This window comes from Hymenobacter sp. UYAg731 (genome assembly GCF_054061335.1).
This window is the reverse complement of sequence record NZ_JBSSEC010000001.1, coordinates 983,401-1,001,421: the sequence shown is the minus strand read 5'-3', so window position 1 is coordinate 1,001,421 and position 18,021 is coordinate 983,401. Positions and strand designations below refer to the sequence as shown.

Below are 18,021 nucleotides of genomic sequence, written 5' to 3'. Positions count from 1 at the left end.
ATAAGGCAATGATTGTCAAAGGAAAATGCACGGCCACCACTGAATTTCTGAGGCCGGAATACGCCGGTGATGGCATTGGCAATACTACCTTGCCCGGCATGAACCGCCGCCTGCCCCTTGCCTTTGCCCTGCTCAAGTTCGTCTCCGGCTACTTCCTCATCAGCCCACAGTACGACCTGCAACGTGATGAATACCTGTACCTCAACCAGGGCCAGCACCTGGCCTGGGGCTACCTGGAAGTGCCCCCGCTGATAGCGGCGCAGGGCTGGGTGAGCATGGCCCTGGGCGGGGGCTTTTTCTGGGTGAAGTGCTGGCCGTTTCTGTGGGGGGCGGCCACGCTCTACCTCGTGATGCGGCTGGCGCAGCGGCTGGGCGGCGGCTGGTTTGCCACGGCGCTGGCGGGCACCTGCTACCTGGGCACGGCCTTCGCGCGGCTCAACCTGCTGTTTCAGCCCAACTCGTTTGAGGTGTTCGGCTTCGTGTTCTGCCTGTACGCGCTGGTGCGGTACGTGCAAACGGAGCGGCCCCGGTTCCTGTACTGGCTGGGCCTGGGGCTGGGATTGGGCTTGTTGAACAAGTACACCACGCTGTTTTTTATCGCCGCGCTGGGCGGGGCACTGCTGCTCACGCCCTGGCGGCGCTTGCTGGGGCAGCGGCACTTATGGGGCGCGGCGGGGCTGGCGCTGCTGCTGTGGCTGCCCAACCTAGCGTGGCAAATCCGGCACGGCATCCCGTTTTTGCACCACATGCGGCTGCTGCACGACAGCCAGCTGGTACATGTCGAGGCCACCGAATTCTGGAAAATGCAGCTGCTGATGTGCGTTGGGGCGGTGTGGGTGTGGGTGCCGGGCCTGCTGGCACTGCTGCTGAGCCGTGCCCTGCGGCCCTACCGGGCGGTGGGACTGGTGGTGGTACTGGGCATCGGGCTGCAAGCGCTGTTGCACGGCAAGGATTACTACACGCTCGGGTTCTACCCAGTGCTGTTCAGTTTCGGGGCGTGGTGGTGGGAGCGGCGGTTCCGGCTGGTTAGGCGGCCCGGTCAGCCGGGCGCTTTGGCCTGGCGGTCGCTGGCGCAGGTGGCACTGGTGGCCCTGCCGCTGCTGTTGCTGCTGCCGATGCTGCCGTTCATCTACCCGCTGCGGTCGCCGGCGGCCATGGCGGTGCGGCCCCGCTACGCCGCGCTGGGCCTCTACCGTTGGGAGGATGGCCAGGACCACGCCCTGCCCCAGGACTACGCCGACATGCGCGGCTGGCGCGAAATGGCCGCCAAAACCCGGGCCGCCTACCAAAGCCTGCCCGCTGCGGTGCGGAGCCACACCCTCATCAAGTGCGCTAACTACGGACAGGCCAGCGCCATCAACTACTACAATGCTCCCCGGGGCATGCCGCCGGCCCAGAGCTTCAACGGCAGCTTCCTCTACTGGTTTGCGCCGCGTACCGACTGGCAAGCTGTGCTCATCATCGATGATGAGCCGCACCCCGAGCTGGCCGCGCAATTTGCCAGCTACCGCGAAATCGGGGCCGTGGCCGACCCGTATGCCCGCGAGTGTGGCACCCGCATTTTCCTCGGCCTGAGGCCCATAAATACTCTCACGGCCCGGGTAAACGACGAATGGCGCGCCGAGCTGGCCGAATGGGAAGGAACCGCCCCCCGCCCCTGATGGCCTCAAAACGGCGCGACCAGACTGAGTAGGCAATTAGGGGTTTGTTGATTGTTGATAGGAATAAATAAATAAACTTATTTTACTGAACGATTAATGGACTATCGGGGTGGAACTACGTATTTACCCGGATGTATTTTTGCGGCCGAGCCACTGCCGTGCCACAGGCTTTTATTGAAGCTGTTCAGGAAGTCGTTCAAAAATTGCCTGAACGACTTCCTGGATAGCTTCATTTCCATAAATTCTTTTGAGCTATGCCTGTTCATCAACTGATTTATCGCAGCGTCGCCACCCGTTTACCCGGTGGCGAAGAACTGGCGAGAATGGTTGAGCAAGCCCGCATCAACAATTACAGCCAGGCGATTACCGGCGTGTTGTTCTACGCCGAGGGTCGGTTTTTGCAGGTGCTGGAAGGGGAGGAGGAGCCGGTTGAGGCCCTGTATGCACGCATCCTTCAGGATTTCCGGCACATTGAGGTGGTCAAAATGCACGGCGCGCCCGTGGCCGAGCGCCTGTTTCCCAACTGGAGCCTGGGCTTTGGCCAGGTAGCTGCGCCGGCGCTGGCCCGCCTCAGTGCCTGCCTCAGCCCCGGGCATCTGGCCACACCGCTGCCCAGTGCCCACGACGTTGAGGTATTTATTGCCGCCACCCTCCAGGAATTTGCGCGCATGGAACTGACGGTGGCCGGCAAGGCGGCCCGGGCGTAGCGGCCCGGCTGGCTACGGCCCGAACGGAAACCCGGCCAGGCTTTCCCACGGCCCGTTGCGGTAGGCCCACAGGTGCAGGCCGGTGCCCACGGCTTCAAACGGGGCGAAATTGGCCTGCAAATCGGCCAGGAGCGTACGGGCCTCGGCGGGGGCCACTTTGTTCTGGATGGTGACGTGCGGCTGAAGCTTCTGCTGGTCCTGGGGGGTGAGGTGCGGGGCGAAGGCGGCTTGCAGCCGGCGGTGCAGGGCGCGCAGCGCGTCATTTTCGAGGGTGAAGGCCACACCCCGGCCCAGCGAGCGCAGGCCCGTGACCAGCAGCGGCAGCCGGGACTGGCTGCCCGCGAGGGCCGTTAGCTGCGTCTGCACGGCGGCCAGCTCTGCGCCGGGCAGATGGTGAAACAGCGTGAGATGTGCCGCCAGGTAGTTGATGGCCGGCGGGAAGTGCCGGTGGCGCAGCGCGTTGAAGTAGTCCTGCGCGGCGGCATCGAGCGTGAGGGTGAGAATGAGCGGGGCGGGGGCGAAATCGGGCATGGCAAACGATGGCAGCGGTACCGGTACCTACGCAACGCTGCCCACTCGGGCCGTAATTTGCCGCCCCACCCACCCGCTTTCGCCATGTCGCACCCCGCTCCCTACACCCTGCTCATTCAGCACGCCGCGCAGGTGCTCACGCTGGCCGGCGGCTCCACCCACCAGCCCCTGGCCGGCCCCGACCTCAGCACCTGGACGATAATCGAGCGCGGCTACGTGGCTTGCGTCGACGATAAAATCGTGGCCGTAGGCGCTATGGACGACCTCGACCTGGCGCACATCACCCCCGACACCCGCCTCGTGGATGCCACCGGCTGCGTGGTGATGCCCGGCCTGGTGGAGTGCCACACCCACCTGGTGTTCGGCGGCAACCGCGCCCCGGAGTTCGAGCGCAAGCTGCGGGGCGAGTCCTACCTCGACATTCTGGCCGGGGGCGGCGGCATTCTGAGCACCGTGCGCGCCACCCGCGCCGCCCCGGAAGAGGAGCTCCTGGCCAATGCGCTGCATCATCTGGACGGTTTCCGGCGCTACGGCGTGACCACCGTGGAGGCCAAAAGTGGCTACGGCCTCGACCGCGACACCGAACTGCGCCTCGTGCGCGTGGCCCGCCAGGCCGGCCGGCAGCAGCCGGTGCGGGTGGTGCCCACCTTCCTGGGTGCCCATGTGGTGCCGCCCGAATTCAAGGAAGCCGGCCCGCGCGCCTACGTCGATTTCCTGTTGCGCGAAGTGCTGTCGGACCTGAAAGGGGAAGCGGCATTTGTGGATATTTTCTGCGAGCAGGGCGCGTTTCCGCTCGATGTGGCGCGCTATTTCCTGGAGCAGGCCCACCACATGGGCTTCGGCCTGAAAATCCACGCCGAGCAGCTGCACGACCTCGGCGGCTGCGAGATGGCCGCCGCGCTGGGCGCGGTCAGCGTCGACCATTGCGACCACCTCACGCCGGCCGCTGCCGGCCGCATCGCGCAGCACACCCAGGGCCGCACCGTGGCCGTGCTGCTGCCGCTGGTGCCTATGTTCCTCAGGCAAGAGCAGTACGCGCCCGGCCGCGCGTTCATCGACAATGGCCTGCCCGTGGCCCTGAGCACCGATTTCAACCCCGGCTCGTGCCCCAGCAAAAACCTCTGGCTGGCCCTGTCGGTGGCCTGCCTCAAAATGGGGCTCACGCCCAAGGAAGCCGTGGCCGCCGCCACCATCAATGCCGCCTGGGCCATTGGCCTGGCCGCCGACTGCGGCAGCCTGGCCCCCGGCAAGCGCGCCGATGTGCTGGTCCTCAACGTGGGCAGCGTGGCCGAAATCCCCTACTGGCTGGGCGAAAACCCGGTGCGCGAGGTGATAATAGGCGGGCAGTAATTGGTAGAGATTCAAAAGCAAGAAAAAGGCCAGTCCGAAGCTTCAGACTGGCCTTTTGGTTGTGGAAAAGGAAGGAAGAAGTTGGTTAGAGCTGCCGGATGCGCTGCACAATTTCGGCGGCGCTGAGGGCTTCCAGGGTGGGTGTGACTACGGTGCCGGCGGCGGTGGTCAGGCGCTGGGTGCCGTAGTAGAGCAGGCCGTCGCGCTCCTGTAGCACAATGGCAATGACCTCGACGCCGTAGGGCAGGGAACTGTTCCAGCGGGTGGGCGAGGCGCTGGAAGCATCGCAGCGGGCCAGGCCGTTATAGCCCACCGGGCGGCAATAAACGCGCGTGCCGGTGGTGGTGCTGGTGAAAGGCACCTCCACCTCGATTGGCCCCGTGCTGCTGGCTGAGTAGGCGTGCCAGAACTGGTCGAGGTTCCAGAGGCTGAGCGAATCGAGCGGAATGGTCGCATGGTAGTACCCGGTCGGGCCAGGCCCAACCGGCGTTGAGCCGACTATCACATTGGTCGTGTCGCGTTGCAGCTGCCACCCCGACGAATCCCGGGGCGTACCCGCGAAAGAACTCATCGGCTGCTGCCAGAGCAGCATGGGCGACGTCGCATCGAGGCCGGCGGTGGGCCGGGGCGAGGTCAGCGAAAGCCGCTGGATAACGCCGGTGGCGGAAACCTGGGAAAGCCGCAGCCGCGTGCTGCCCTGCCACACCTGGATGTCAAACTCGCCGCCCGATATGAGCACCTGGCGCAACGAGGCCGCCGTGGTGGGCAGGTTGGCCAGCACCATGTCGGGCACGGTATAAATCTCGCGCACCCGCAGCTGGGCCGGCCCCGTAGCCACGTTGCCGTTGGGCAGGAGGTAGGCATTGGGGCCGAAGGCCAGCGTGGCCCCGGCCCTGGTGCGGAGACTTTGGGCCTGGGCTAGGTCGAAGGTGAAGGTTTGGACGGCGGGCGCGGCGGCCCGCAAATCGGCAAAAGTGGCCGGCGTGGCGGCGGCGGTGCATACCACCACATCATCGTCTTTGCGGCAAGCGGCCAGCAGGGCCACGCCCAGGCAAATACAAGCGAAATGCTTCATATAATCAGGAAGGAAAAATGGTTGAGAAATCCCCATCGGGCGCGGGGCTGCCGGCCGCTGGCCAGCCAGCCGAAAGCCCCGCGCCGAGGCATTAGGGCAAATTGAAAGCCACCCCCAGCAGGGCCGCGCCCCCAAATAGGTGGCGCTGGTAGTAGCCCGGGGCCAGGGGCGTGAGCAGGTAGGTGGCTGTGGGCTGGCCCAGCAGCTCCCAGCGCCCCCCCTCACCCAGGCGGTAGCGCACCTCGGCCCCGAGGCTGGCCCCCACACTCAGGCGGCGGTAGGGACTGCCCGAGAAACCCCAGGTCTGGCTCTGGCAGGCGCAGGCGCTGCCCTCGGTGCTGCTGCCGCCCACGTACACGGCGGCCTCGGCCCCGGCCAGCAGGCCCACACGCCAGCGCCCCGAGAGTGTCCAGCCGTAGCCCACCCGTACCGGCACGTTCACAAACCGGTAAGTGTCGCGGCGATGAATGCCCGTGGCGGCCGCCGAGTCCGGGCTGATGGGCTGCGAGCGGATGGCTGTGGGACGCACCTGTTGCAGGGCCAGGGCGCTGGCATATTCGGCGTAGCCCAGGCCCGCGCTCAGGCTCCAGTGCCCGCCGAGAGTGCGTCGCACGGTGGCCTGCGCCGCACTGCCTAGGGCCGGCCGTTCCAGCGTCGCCACCGGAGTAGGGATGCTATTGTTGGGGGTAATAACAAAAGGCGGGGAAGTGGAAGTGGATGTGGCCGCGCTCAGGCCCGCCGCTGTATTCAAGGTCCGGTAGGTGAGGGCCGGGCCGGCCATCACCTGCACCGCCCAGCGGGCTGCCAATGGTCGCGGCAATGGGTTGGGCACCACGGCTACCGGCTGCGGTGCCGGCAGTTCCGGCCACGTGGCCCGCTGCACGGCCACCACCTGGGCGGGCAGCAGCGCCGGGCGGGCGCTGAGGCGGCTGGCGGCTGGGGGGGCAATGCTGGCGGCGGTCGGGGCCGGCTGGCTGTTTGGCTGGGGTGTGATTGGGGCAGTGGAAAACAGCGGCAGCTGTTGCCCTGCGGGCGTTGCCCCCGCTGCCAGCGCCGCTTCGGGCTGGTGGTGGGGCGGTGCCAGGGTCTTCTTAGTGGACGCTAAGGGAGGCGATGAGCCGGTAATTGCGGCAGTTGGGGCGTTGCCGTGCAGCCGCGCCGTTCCGGGCCGGCCGGTTGCCGGATTGGTGGTTGCGGGCGAGCGGCGGGTGGCACTCGCCACGGTGCGCGGCTGGTGGCCCGGCTTCCGCGCTTGCCCGCGCGCGGCCCGGCGGGAAGCGTTATTATCCAGGGCGCTGTTCGCGGCAAGGCGCTTATTAGCTGGTTTTGCCCCGCGCCCCGCCATGCGGCCCGTGATGCCAGAAGAAGCGGCAGAAGCAGCCGAAACAGCAGCCATTGCCTTTAATGAACTGGAACTCCTCGCGCCAATCGGAGCTGATGCGGTTGTTTTTGGGGAGCTCTGAGGCGCACCCGCGCCGGTTGAAGCTGCCGGAATGGCCGTTGTAGAGGCCGAATTATTAACCCACCCGCTGGCGGCATCTGCTGCTGTCCCTCGTGCGGTGGCAGAAGACGTTTGGGTTGCCGGGGGCTGGCTCAGGGCCACTGCCGGCGAATTTGCGCTGTTGGCAGGAGAGGCGCCTGGTGTCCTGGCAGAATTGGTCCGGGAAGCGTTTGGAGTTGAAATGCGGGAAGCCGCGCTTTCTGCCCGCACAACGGTATTTGGTGGCTGCACCGGCCACCAGTGCCAGCCCGCGCCCACGGCCGCCAGCGTCAGCATCACCAAAAACAACCACGCTACCGGTACCCGCCGCCGGCGCTTCCGCAGCTGCGGCGCGTCCACCGGCGGCGGCAGCTGCGCCCGGATGCCGGCCCACAGCGCGGCCGGCGGCTCCTGGCCGTAGTCGGCCAAGCGGTCGCGCAGGGCATTGTACAGGTCGTCGGGTTTGCGGTCGGTCATGGCAATTGGGGGTGATGGTGGGCCGCCAGGCGGGTTTCGAGCAGCCGGCGGGCCCGCGCCAGCTGCGATTTGGACGTGCCTTCGGCGATGCCCAGCAGCGCGCCGATTTCCTGGTGCGAGTAGCCCTCCACGGCGTAGAGGTTGAGCACCGTGCGGTAGCCGGGCGGCAGCGTCGCCAGCAGGGCCAGCAGGTCGGCCGTGGCCAGCTGGTCCAGAGCCGAGGGTTCGGCGGTGGGCAGGTCGCCGGCCAGCTCGTCGAGGGCCTCGCCGGCCGGGCCGGGGTGGCGCAGGCGGTGCTGCGCCAGGGCGTGCAGCGAGGTAGTAACGGCAATGCGCCGCGCCCAGGCCTCGAACGGCCCCTGCCCCCGGAACTGGTCGAGGCGGGTAAAGATTTTGACGAACGTATTTTGCAGGGCGTCCTCGGCTTCGGCCCGGCTGGGGCAGTAGCGCAGGCACACGCCCATCAGGGAGTAGGAAAGCTGCTGGTAGAGCCGGTACTGCGCCGCCGATTCACCCCGCCGGCACGCGGCCAGCAAAGCCTCATCAACCAGGGTAATGGGTGGCGGCATGCAGTGGAAAAGTAGGAGTGAAGGCCAGCGGTACCGGCCCGCCTTATACTCCCCTGACCGGCCCGCGCCGGCCAGGGTTGCGTGGCCGCAAAATAATTTTAAAAATAAGCTGCCCGCCGCTGGAAAGGCAGCCTATCAATTCGCCAACGCGCCCCGCGCCGTATTCTTGCCAAAAGAATCCGCACCCAACCCGCCCGAACCCGCCATGCGCTACTTCCACGTCGACGCCTTCGCCCAAACCCCTTTTGCCGGCAACCCCGCCGGCGTGTGCCCCCTCGAAGCCCCGCTGCCCGCCGCCCTCATGCAGCAAATCGCGGCCGAAAACCACCTGGCTGAAACCGCTTTCTTCGTGCCTCGGCCCGGCACCCCGGCCGAATTTGACCTGCGCTGGTTCACCCCAGCCGTCGAAATCGACCTGTGCGGGCACGCCACGCTAGCCTCAGCCCACGTCCTGTTCACGCACCTCGGCTTCGCGGGGCCGCAGGTCACCTTCCACAGCCAAAGCGGCCCCTTGCGCGTGACCCGCGCCGCCGATGGCCGCCTCACCCTCGATTTCCCCTCGCGCCCGCCGCAGGAATTACAAGTGCATCCCACGGGCCTCACCGATGCCCTCGGGGCCACGCCGCTGCGGGTGCTGGCCGCCCGCGACCTGCTGGCCGTCTTTAACTCCGAGGCCGAAGTGCGCGCCCTCACCCCCAACTTCGCCCGCATCGCGGCCCTGGAGTACGTGGGCGTCATCGCCACCGCGCCCGGCTCCGATGGCGTTGATTTCGTGTCGCGGTTTTTCGCGCCCCGCGTGGGCGTACCCGAAGACCCCGTCACCGGCTCGGCTCACAGCATCCTCATTCCCTTCTGGGCCGAAAAGCTGGGCAAAACCGAGCTGCGCGCCCGCCAGATTTCGCCCCGAGGCGGCGACTTGTGGTGCCGCCTGCGCGGTGATAGAGTGGATATCAGCGGCTACGCCGTGACGTATGCGGCCGGGGAGCTGCTCGTTGAACCGGGGAAATAGTAAAACACTGCTCAAGCCTTAATTTCGGCCACTTGCTGTTTTATCGCAAGTCCAAAACCTTCGCAAATGAAATTAACTGCCATGGCAAAAAGTGCAAGGAATCCGAAGGTTGAATTTTATTTCAATAAATTTAAAAACTGGCTGGAAGAACTGGAGCAATTAAGGACGATTGTTCTGGATTGTGAATTGACCGAAGAATTGAAGTGGGGTGTTCCCTGCTACACGTTTCAGGAGAATAATATCGCGCTGATACACGTATTTAAAGAATACTGTGCCCTTTTATTTGTTAAAGGAGCCTTATTGAAAGATGCCAATAGCGTTCTGGTTCAACAAACGAAAAACACGCAGGCAGCGCGTCAGATTCGTTTTGTTAATGTTGAGGAAATAGTCGCGGCAGAGTCCATGCTGAAAGCTTATATCCGCGAAGCCATTGAAATAGAAAAAGCTGGTTTGAAAGTTGATTTCAAAAAGAACTCAGATTTTGATATTCCGGAAGAATTTCAAAATAAATTAGCCGAAAACGTAGTTTTGAAAACTGCTTTTGCAGCACTAACCCCGGGCCGCCAAAGGGCTTATTATCTTTATTTTTCTGCACCTAAACAATCCAAAACCCGGGAGTCGAGAATTGAAAAATGCATGCAGCTAATTCTTGACGGCAAGGGATTGAATGATTAGGCTATTCGCCGATGCACGCTCGCAATCGCTGAAAAACGGCGCTAACCGCCGTGCGCATTTACGATTTCGCCGGTGCCTTTTTCTTGCCCGTACCCGTGCTGGCCCCCAGCCGCTCGGGGTTTTCGGCCAGGAACTTGCCCCAGCTTTTGCCGCCGCTCACGGTGGCGTTGTTGCCCTTCTGGTAGTGGTGGCACAGAGCCACGGCCAGGGCATCGGTCGCATCCAGAAAGGTGCTGGCTTCGGCGATGGGCGGCAGCTTCAGGGTCTGGCGCAGCATGTGGGCCACCTGCTCCTTGGTGGAGTTGCCCGAGCCGGTGACGGACTGCTTCACTTTGGTGGGCGCGTACTCCACGTAAGGAATCTGGCGGGAGAGGGCGGCCGCGATGGCCACGCCCTGCGCCCGGCCCAATTTGAGCATGCTCTGCACGTTGACGCCGAAAAACGGGGCCTCAATGGCCAGCTCGTCGGGCAGGTACTCGTCGATGAGCTCCAGCATGCGGTCGAAAATCCGCTTTAGCTTTACGGCGTGATTCGAGCCCAGGGCCTTCATATTGATAACGTCGTAGCACAGCACGTCCACGCGCTGGCCGCGCACCTCAATCAGGGCGTAGCCCATAATCTGGGTGCCGGGGTCGACGCCCATGATGATTTTGGGCAGCAGCTCGACGGCGGGAGCGGGGCGGGGGCGAAGGGGAGCGGGCATCTGGCCCAAAGTTACGACCCCGGCAAGGCCGCCGCACCGGAAACCGAAGTATCGACTGCTTCGGCCGCTCGGCCTGGCTCAGGTTCCTCCTCACCAGAACCCGAAAATCGCCGCGCCCGGCAGTGGAAGCGCATTGTGTTCTGGGGTAAAATCGGCGTCACGCTGCTCACGCTGGGGCTGCTGTATCATTCCATCTTCGCCGCGCCCGATACGGCGGCGGCCTGGCGGCACCTGCTTAGCACCACGCTCAGCGGGGCGGGGCGCGGCCCCGTGCTGCTGGCCCTGGCCCTGGTACCCGCCAACTGGGGCCTGGAGGCCTGGAAGTGGTACCGCCTAGCCCGGCACCTGGAGCCCGTCACGTTCGGACGCAGCTTCCGGGCGGTGCTGGTGGGCCTCACGCTGGGCTTCGCCACCCCCAACCGGGTGGGCGACTATGCCGGGCGCATCATCGAACTCAAAAGCCGCCGGGTGAGTGCGCTGGGGGCCGTTTTTCTGGGACGCTACTGCCAGCTGGTGGCCACGGTGCTGGCCGGCGTGGCGGGCCTGCTCTATTTCCTGCTGAAATTTTACCTGAACGGCTACCCGGCGGCCGGGCTGGGCGTGGCGGTTTCGGCGCTGCTGCTGAGCGGGCTGGTGCTGGTGCCGCTGTACCGCTCGCGGCTGCTGCTGGCGGCTCTGGGCGTATGGCGGCCGTTGCGGCGGTTCCGGCCGGCGCTGGCCATCATGCCCACGTATCCGGCCACGGCGCTGCACGCGGTGCTGGCCATTTCGGGGCTGCGCTACGCGGTGTTCTGCGCGCAGTTTATGCTGCTGCTGGCGGCGTATGGCGTGGGTGGGCCGCTGGGGCCGGGGCTGGCCGCCGTGGCGGGCACATTCTTTTTGAAGTCGCTGGTGCCGTCGCTCAATGCGCTGGCCGATGTGGGCGTGCGGGAGCTGTCGGCCACGCACTTGTTTGGGCTGCTAGGGCAGCCGGCGCTGCCGGTGCTCTCGGCCAGCCTAAGTCTGTGGGTCATCAATATTGCCCTGCCCAGCGCGGCCGGCCTGCTGCTGGTGCCCGGCCTGCGGGTGCTGCGCGAGAAGCGCGCCAGCAAATGATGGTGGCGGTTGGAATAGGTTTGTTGGTGCTGCCGGCGCTGTATGCGGCGCTGATGGGCTGGCTGCGCGGCGGGTGGGACGCTTCGCTTAATGAAGAGTTAAGAATGAAGAATGAGGAATTGGGGCCGCCCGCGAATTCTCCATTCTTCATTCTTAACTCTTCATTAAGCGAAGCGCCGACTTTTTCCGTCCTAATTGCCGCCCGCAACGAGGCCGAAACTCTGCCCCAGCTCCTGCGCGACCTCGCCGCCCAAACCCTGCCGGCCGCCTGCTTCGAAGTCCTCATCGCCGACGACCATTCCACCGATACCACCGCCGCGCTGGTAACGGCTGCCGCTCAGGCCGCCGGTTTCACGCTGCGCCTCATCGAGTTGCCCGCCGCCCAGACCGGCAAAAAAGCGTCCCTGCTCACGGCCTTGCATGCCGCCCGCGCTCCCTGGCTGGTGTGTACCGATGCCGACTGCCGCCTCGGTCCCGGCTGGCTGGCGGCCTACGCGGGCCTGTTGCATCGGCAGCCGCAGGCCAATTTCATTAGCGGCCCCGTGCTGCTCACCGGGCCGGAATCGCTGTTCAACACGCTCATGGGGCTGGAATTTGCCGGGCTGGTGGGCGTGGGCGCGGCCTGCTTGGCCCGGCAAGTACCCACCATGTGCAACGGGGCCAACCTGGCCTACCGCCGCGCTGCCTTCGAGGCCGTGGGGGGCTTCGCCGATAACGCCCACCTCGCCAGCGGCGACGACGAGTTTCTGCTCCACAAAATCCATGCGGCCTTTCCTGGTACAGCCCATTTCCTGACCGATGCGGCGGCCATTGCCCGCACGGCCGCGCCCGGTACGCTGCGGACGCTGCTGCGGCAGCGGGTGCGCTGGGCCAGCAAGTGGCGGCACTATCAAAGCGCGGCTTCGCGCAACCTGGCCCTGTTGGTGCTGGGAGCTAATGTGGCCTTGGCCACCGGAGCCGGCGCACTGCTGAAGTGGCCCGGCCTCTGGCCCTGGGTTTTGGCAGCGTGGCTAATGAAGCTGGCCGGCGATGCGTGGCTGCTGAGCCCGGTGCTGCGTTTTTTTGGGCGGCGCAGGTGGCTGTGGGGTCTGCTGCCGCTACAGCTGCTTTACGCGCCGTATGCGCTGGCGGTAGGGGCGGCCGGCTGGCGCGGCGGCTACGAGTGGAAGGGGCGGGAGGTGCGGTAGCCGGCCAATTATTTGTATGTTGGAATCATCTGCCTTGTATTAAGGCGTTACCTTCCTTATTTTGCGCAATTGCAATCAGTTGGTTTCGGAAATTATCAATAGCGTTAGGCTCAACTATCAACTCTAAAGACAGCTTTGATTTTTCTTCGGCTCGATATTCAGTCGAAACATTTTCCTCTAACTGTATATAAATACCAATAAATCCTGAAATTCCAATCGGATAAAACGTTAATGAACAATAAGAATATCCATCTTTTTTGCCTGCCTGATAGATTATGGTATTTATGTTATTCGGAAAGTCCTTCAATTGATTGGCTAAATCATAGAAGGACTCACTTGTATCGTAAGCCTGGGTAATACCGCTGAAAAATGTAGCGCGAACTTCAAACTCAATTTCAAGCATGTGCTCGTCTTTCCATACCACTCCGAGCTTTAAGTATGATTCTTCTCCACGCATCGTTTTTAAATAATTACAACGTTTAAATCTAAGCAATTGCGTAATTGCCCCTGTATGAAACCGTGTTACGCAAAGGTGGGTATTTTATTTATTTTGAGGAGGCTAATGTTGGGTTTTCTAACTGCTAACCAGCAAACCCAACCCAATCGACTTATATTTGTCCTACTACCTTCTAGCGCCCATACTTCGTGACCGACCCCGAATTCGACCTGCTCGACGAACTGTACTTCGTCACCCCGTTTCGCACGCTGCTCCAGAAAACTGGTCTGTCCGCCGCCGAGCTCGAAGAACAGCTCCGCACCTTGCTAGAGCAGGGCCTCATCCGCAGCTACTGGCCCGACCCGGACACCGAGCTGGCCTACGAAACCACGTCCTTTGGGGCCATCGCCCGCGACGCGGCCTACCTAGCCTCGAAGGAAGGCCTGCTGCAACATAACACCCGCTAACGGTGGCCACGGCAGTTTCGGCAGCGCCTCCCGCCACTACTGCGGCCGCCGCCCGGCCGCCCGGCTACTACGTGCGCCAGCGCCTGTGGCAAAACCGCCCCGCCGTGGCCGGGCTGGCCTTTATTGCCCTATGCACGCTGGTGGCGCTGCTGGGCTACTGGGTGCTGCCCGACAACTCGCCCAACGCCAACCACGGCTTTGTGCAGATTCAGAAAGAAGGCCTCGGTCTGCGCGTGCTGCTACTACGCCAGCCCCTGCCCGATTCGGCCCGCACCGGCCTGGCCCCGGCCAATATCTTCAGTACCTGGCTGCGCGGTCGCGAGCCCGAAGTGCAGGAAATGCCCATCGGCGGCTACCAGTTTTCCGGCGATTCCATTATCCTGAAACCCCTGGGCCAGCACTCGGCCGAGGCGGGCCGGCAGCGGCGGCTGGCGCTGGCGGCCGTGGTGGGCCACGCCGGCCCTCCGGCCGAACTACAGCACGAAATCAAAGCTAATCACCTCATCACCCGCACCTACGCGCTGGGTACCGACAAAGCCGGGCGCGATGAGCTGAGCCGGCTGCTGCTGGGCACGCGCATTTCGCTGGGCATTGGGCTGGTGGCGGTGCTGATTTCGGTGGTGCTGGGCATGGCCGTGGGCGCGGTGGCCGGTTATTTTGGCGGCTGGGTCGATTCCGTTTTGTTGGGCGTGATGACCGTGGTGTGGAGCATTCCGGGCATCATGCTGGTCATTGCCATTTCGTTGGCCCTGGACAGCAAAGGCGTGTGGGTCAGCTTTGTAGCCGTGGGCCTGACCATGTGGGTGGACGTGGCCCGCGTGGTGCGCGGCCAGATGCTCAGCCTGCGCTCGGCCACCTTCGTGGAGGCCGGCCGGGTGCTGGGGCTGCCCACGTCGCGCCTCATTGCGCGGCACCTGCTGCCCAACATGCGCGGGCCCCTCATCGTGCTGGCTACCAGCAATTTTGCTTCGGCTATTTTGCTTGAAGCGGGCCTGAGCTTCCTGGGGCTGGGGGTGCAGCCGCCCGCGCCCAGCTGGGGCCTGATGGTAAAGGAAGGCTACGATTTGCTGGGCACCGAAGCGGGTTTGTGGCTCACGCTGCTGCCGGGGGTAGCCATTTCGCTGCTCGTGCTCAGCTTCAACCTGCTCGGCAACGGCCTGCGCGATGCTTACGACCCCAAAACGCCCGTAGCGGTGTAAGTTTGTGGCCCCGCGCCCGGATTTCCGGCGCATTGCTTACCTTGCTGCATGGCCGCTGTCGCTCCCAATTCTCCCACCGAACCACTGGCTGATTCCGCCGCATTGCTTGTCGTGCGCGATGAGCAGCTTAAGCTACTGCGCCGCCAGCTGCAACTCAAACAGTTCGAGCTGGATACGGTGCTGGGCGTAGCTTACGATATGACGGCCCGCGACCACTCCGTCGACGAGCTCTACCACATGCTGCGCCTCACCCTCCAGGGCCAGCGCAACGTGGTGCAGCTGGTGCTGTTTGCCCGCGAGGACAATCAATTTCGTGCCCGTCTCGCACTGGGCTGCGACCTGGCCACGGCCGAAAAGCTGACCCTTTCGCCCACTTTGCTCGATGGGGAAATAAAAGAGCCGCAAGCGGTAGAAGACCTGCTGCTGGGGCCGGCCTGGGATAAATACGAGCTGGTGTTGCCCATTTTGCGGCAGCGGCAGGTGGTGGCCTACGTCTTCGTGGGTGGCCTGCGCTCCGATTTTGACCGTCAGCAGCTCATTCCCTTCCTCACTTCGCTGGCCAACACGCTGATGGGAGCCGTGGAAAACCGCCGCCTCCAGGCCCAGCGCGTTGCCGATGCCGCCGTACGCAAGGAAATCGAAATTGCCCAGGAAGTGCAGGCCATGCTCTTCCCGCGCAAGCTGCCCAATGATGCGGACCTGGCCATCGAGCGCAGCTACGTGCCGCATACCGAAATCGGGGGCGACTACTACGACGTGGTCGACATCGACGCCGACCGCCTGCTGCTGTGCGTGGCCGATGTGAGCGGCAAGGGCGTGCCCGCCTCGCTGCTGATGTCAAATTTTCAGGCCGGGCTGCGCACGCTGCTGCGCCAGGGCGTGCCGCTGGCCACCATCGTGCCCGAGCTCAACCACTTGCTGTTCCGTAACTCGGGCGGCGAGAAGTTTATCACGGCCTTTCTGGGCATCTACGACCGCCGCACCCGCCGCCTGCAATTCGTGAACGCCGGCCACAACGACCCGCTGCTGCTGGCCGACAACGGCACCGTGACCACGCTCAAAGACGGCACCGTGATGCTGGGCATTATGGAAGAGCTGCCGCTGATGCGGGTGGGCGAAGTCGAGATTCCGCGCCACTCGCTGCTGCTGCTCTACACCGATGGCCTCACCGAGGTTTTCGATGCCGATAACAACGAATTTGGCGAAGAAGGCGTGCTGGCCGTGCTGCACCGCAGCCGCTACCTGCCGCTGCCCAAGCTGCACCAGGAACTGCTGCACACCATCAACGCCTTCAGCGCCCACAACGCGCAGTTTGCCGATGACGTGACGATTCTCAGCTGCCGGTTTAAGTAGCCTGCCATGAGGCCCACCATTTTGATTGCCGAAATCAGCCAGCAGCTGACCACAGCCTTCGACCAGCTCGACGGCTGGTTTGCGGCCCCCGCCCCTTTGCGGCGCTACCATCCGGCCAAGGGCGGCTGGACCATCGATGAGATTCTTGAGCACGTTGCGCTCACCAATCATTTCCTGCTCATTCTCATCGAGAAAGGGGCCACCAAGGCACTCAAAAATGCCCACGGGCTGGACCTGGCCACTGAGCTGGCCAGCCGGCAGTCGGCCCGCGTTCGCCTCGATGAGATTAGCCAGCCGGGGGCCTTCAAATGGATGCGGCCCGACCACATGGCACCGCATGGTCTGAAATCGGGTTCGGAAGTGGCCGCCACGCTCCGGCAGCAGCTACTGCAGTGCAAGGCGGTGCTGAGCCGCCTGCCCAACGGCGAAGGCGTACTCTACCACACCACCATGTCGGTAAACGACCTGGGCAAGATGGACGTGTATGACTTCGTTTACTTCCTGGCCAAGCACGTCGAGCGGCACCTAGCCCAAATCGGACAGGTGGTGGCCGAGTACCGTTCGTAAGGTCAGGCTGGTGTCGTGTTGGCCGGGTTGGTGGCCTCATCAAGCCACGACTGCGCCCGCACCAGCAGCGCCAGGCAGATGAAAAATATCGGCCCAATCTTATCCACTTCCACCAGCTCATTCAGCGTGAGGTGGAAGATGATGACCACCAGCGAGAGCGTGGCGGCCAATACCACGCGGCGCACTTCGGGCTGCGAGCGGGAGCGGTGGTAGAGGTTTTCGGCGAATAATAGCGAAGTGGCTATCAGAATAACGAATAGCAGAAAGCCCGGGATTCCCTGCTCGGCCAGCTGGAGCAGGAAGTAGTTGTGGGTCGTGGATTTCTCGGGGTTGTCACTCACGTAGGTGCGGAAGCTCTTCACCGTGTAGCGCTTGTATTCGGGGTAGAAAGTGGCCGCGCCGCTGCCGGTGATGGGCTTGTCGCCAATCATGCGGGCGGCAGCCACCCAGCGGTACACCCGCTCCATGCCCGACACGTCCTGCAGTTTATAAGTGGCTTCGAGGTGCTTTTCAAAGTTCTGGCCGTTGAAAACGGTGCGCTCGTAGTTGGGCGCGTACTCCATGTACCGGTCGCCGGTCACCACGTAGGTTACGCCCAGCGTCACGGCCACGGCCACGGCCAGCAGCAGCACCCGCGTGAGGCGCAGGCGCATCACCAGGTAAAAAAGCCCCGCGATGGGCAGCGACAGAATGGAAGCCCGGGTGTAGGAAGTGAGCAGGCCAAAGAGCACAATGCCCAGCCCCACGCGCCACGCCAGCCGCGCCCCACCCCGGCTGGTGGCCTGAATGGCAAACCAGGCAAACGGCACCAGCAGCGCCAGCATGGCGGCATAAATAACGTGGTTGCGAAAAAACGGGTGCAGCGCCCAGTTAATTTCGGCGAAGCTGAAGCCCTTGGTGGCGTGGCGGCTGGCCACGTACAGCACGCTCAGGGCGGCCCCCGCCACGTACACCGCCGCGAAGCGCCAGGTATCGTTGGGCCGCCGCACAATCAAGAGCGTGCCCAGCAGGAAGGGCACGATGTACCACACCTTGGCCAGCAGGTACTTGAAGGACTTCAGCGTATCAACCGAAAACAACAGGTCGACGCCCGTCCACAGCAGCATCAGGGCCAGGATTACCAGCAGCGGGTTTAGCAGCTCGCGGCGCGGGATGTGGCCCACGCCAAGCATCAGGGCCCCCAGCACGCAGGCCGTGAGCACCAGCATCAGCGGCTCGGAGGGCACGTCCATGCTCAGCCCACCAAACAGACCGATTTCCTGCGAAAAAGGCAGTACGAAAAATAGCAGGTAGTAGAGCCAGCGCCATTCGACCAGCGCCACCAGTACGCCCACGGCCAGCAGCGCCGGCAGGAACAGGGCCGGCATCTGAACCAGGGCCGCCGCCGCGCCACCGGCCAGCAGCAAGCCCACAAACCCCATAAAGAGGAATTGGGGCGTATCGAAGGACCGCCAGAGCTGGCCCAACCGCTCGTTCACGG

The 18,021-nt window shown here is 63.9% G+C and carries 18 protein-coding genes; 11 read left to right on the top strand and 7 right to left on the bottom strand.

Annotated elements, in window-relative coordinates:
- Window positions 1-8: 8 nt before the first annotated feature.
- Window positions 9-1,661: a glycosyltransferase family 39 protein gene (locus ACVWYF_RS04280; protein ID WP_457064961.1), complete on the top strand. Its 1,653-nt coding sequence runs from the start codon at window positions 9-11 to the stop codon at window positions 1,659-1,661.
- 254 nt (window positions 1,662-1,915) lie between these two features.
- Entirely contained in the window at window positions 1,916-2,368 is a 453-nt protein-coding gene (locus tag ACVWYF_RS04275; protein WP_457064959.1) for a BLUF domain-containing protein, read from the top strand.
- A gap of 12 nt (window positions 2,369-2,380) precedes the next feature.
- Here the strand turns inward: ACVWYF_RS04275 and ACVWYF_RS04270 are convergent, their stop codons facing one another.
- Window positions 2,381-2,899: a 2'-5' RNA ligase family protein gene (locus ACVWYF_RS04270; RefSeq protein ID WP_457064957.1), complete on the bottom strand. Its 519-nt coding sequence runs from the start codon at window positions 2,897-2,899 to the stop codon at window positions 2,381-2,383.
- An 84-nt stretch (window positions 2,900-2,983) separates the two neighbouring features.
- Here ACVWYF_RS04270 and hutI point away from each other — a divergent pair, with 84 nt between their 5' ends.
- Entirely contained in the window at window positions 2,984-4,249 is a 1,266-nt protein-coding gene (gene hutI / locus ACVWYF_RS04265) for an imidazolonepropionase (protein WP_457064955.1), read from the top strand.
- Between the two features lie 85 nt (window positions 4,250-4,334).
- Here hutI and ACVWYF_RS04260 read toward each other — a convergent pair whose 3' ends face one another.
- From ACVWYF_RS04260 to ACVWYF_RS04250, 3 genes are all read right to left on the bottom strand, one after another.
- Window positions 4,335-5,324 (bottom strand): hypothetical protein, encoded by a 990-nt coding sequence (locus ACVWYF_RS04260; RefSeq protein ID WP_457064953.1) that lies wholly within the window; start codon window positions 5,322-5,324, stop codon window positions 4,335-4,337.
- A 91-nt stretch (window positions 5,325-5,415) separates the two neighbouring features.
- Window positions 5,416-7,281 (bottom strand): hypothetical protein, encoded by a 1,866-nt coding sequence (locus tag ACVWYF_RS04255; RefSeq protein ID WP_457064951.1) that lies wholly within the window; start codon window positions 7,279-7,281, stop codon window positions 5,416-5,418.
- Window positions 7,278-7,850, bottom strand: coding sequence for an RNA polymerase sigma factor (locus ACVWYF_RS04250; protein ID WP_457064949.1), 573 nt, complete (start codon window positions 7,848-7,850; stop codon window positions 7,278-7,280). Before ACVWYF_RS04250 ends, ACVWYF_RS04255 begins: the two co-directional genes overlap by 4 nt.
- 166 nt (window positions 7,851-8,016) lie before the next feature.
- On the opposite strand from ACVWYF_RS04250, the gene ACVWYF_RS04245 reads away from it, so the two are divergent.
- Both ACVWYF_RS04245 and ACVWYF_RS04240 read left to right on the top strand, forming a co-directional pair.
- Window positions 8,017-8,859, top strand: a complete 843-nt coding sequence (locus ACVWYF_RS04245) for a PhzF family phenazine biosynthesis protein (protein ID WP_457064947.1) — start codon at window positions 8,017-8,019, stop codon at window positions 8,857-8,859.
- 66 nt (window positions 8,860-8,925) lie between these two features.
- Window positions 8,926-9,534 (top strand): YdeI/OmpD-associated family protein, encoded by a 609-nt coding sequence (locus tag ACVWYF_RS04240; RefSeq protein ID WP_457064946.1) that lies wholly within the window; start codon window positions 8,926-8,928, stop codon window positions 9,532-9,534.
- 58 nt (window positions 9,535-9,592) lie between these two features.
- Here ACVWYF_RS04240 and ruvC read toward each other — a convergent pair whose 3' ends face one another.
- Complete coding sequence (ruvC, locus tag ACVWYF_RS04235) at window positions 9,593-10,237, bottom strand: crossover junction endodeoxyribonuclease RuvC (RefSeq protein ID WP_457064944.1); 645 nt, start codon at window positions 10,235-10,237, stop codon at window positions 9,593-9,595.
- Window positions 10,238-10,372: 135 nt separating this feature from the next.
- Here ruvC and ACVWYF_RS04230 point away from each other — a divergent pair, with 135 nt between their 5' ends.
- The gene (locus ACVWYF_RS04230) at window positions 10,373-11,332 is read left to right on the top strand and encodes a lysylphosphatidylglycerol synthase domain-containing protein (protein ID WP_457064942.1); all 960 of its coding nucleotides are present in this window, start codon (window positions 10,373-10,375) and stop codon (window positions 11,330-11,332) included.
- Window positions 11,329-12,519: a glycosyltransferase gene (locus ACVWYF_RS04225; RefSeq protein WP_457064940.1), complete on the top strand. Its 1,191-nt coding sequence runs from the start codon at window positions 11,329-11,331 to the stop codon at window positions 12,517-12,519. Before ACVWYF_RS04230 ends, ACVWYF_RS04225 begins: the two co-directional genes overlap by 4 nt.
- Window positions 12,520-12,544: 25 nt before the next feature.
- Here the strand turns inward: ACVWYF_RS04225 and ACVWYF_RS04220 are convergent, their stop codons facing one another.
- Window positions 12,545-12,976, bottom strand: a complete 432-nt coding sequence (locus tag ACVWYF_RS04220; protein WP_457064938.1) for a hypothetical protein — start codon at window positions 12,974-12,976, stop codon at window positions 12,545-12,547.
- A 188-nt stretch (window positions 12,977-13,164) separates the two neighbouring features.
- Between ACVWYF_RS04220 and ACVWYF_RS04215 the strand changes: the two genes are divergently transcribed.
- The 4 genes from ACVWYF_RS04215 to ACVWYF_RS04200 are packed head-to-tail and all read left to right on the top strand — an operon-like array spanning window position 13,165 to window position 16,541.
- The gene (locus ACVWYF_RS04215) at window positions 13,165-13,422 is read left to right on the top strand and encodes a hypothetical protein (protein WP_457064936.1); all 258 of its coding nucleotides are present in this window, start codon (window positions 13,165-13,167) and stop codon (window positions 13,420-13,422) included.
- 2 nt (window positions 13,423-13,424) lie between these two features.
- The gene (locus tag ACVWYF_RS04210) at window positions 13,425-14,621 is read left to right on the top strand and encodes an ABC transporter permease (RefSeq protein ID WP_457064934.1); all 1,197 of its coding nucleotides are present in this window, start codon (window positions 13,425-13,427) and stop codon (window positions 14,619-14,621) included.
- Between the two features lie 48 nt (window positions 14,622-14,669).
- Complete coding sequence (locus ACVWYF_RS04205; RefSeq protein WP_457064932.1) at window positions 14,670-15,974, top strand: PP2C family protein-serine/threonine phosphatase; 1,305 nt, start codon at window positions 14,670-14,672, stop codon at window positions 15,972-15,974.
- 6 nt (window positions 15,975-15,980) lie between these two features.
- Window positions 15,981-16,541 (top strand): DinB family protein, encoded by a 561-nt coding sequence (locus tag ACVWYF_RS04200; RefSeq protein WP_457064930.1) that lies wholly within the window; start codon window positions 15,981-15,983, stop codon window positions 16,539-16,541.
- A 2-nt stretch (window positions 16,542-16,543) separates the two neighbouring features.
- Here ACVWYF_RS04200 and ACVWYF_RS04195 read toward each other — a convergent pair whose 3' ends face one another.
- Complete coding sequence (locus ACVWYF_RS04195) at window positions 16,544-18,019, bottom strand: O-antigen ligase family protein (RefSeq protein ID WP_457064928.1); 1,476 nt, start codon at window positions 18,017-18,019, stop codon at window positions 16,544-16,546.
- Between the last annotated feature and the right edge of the window lie 2 nt (window positions 18,020-18,021).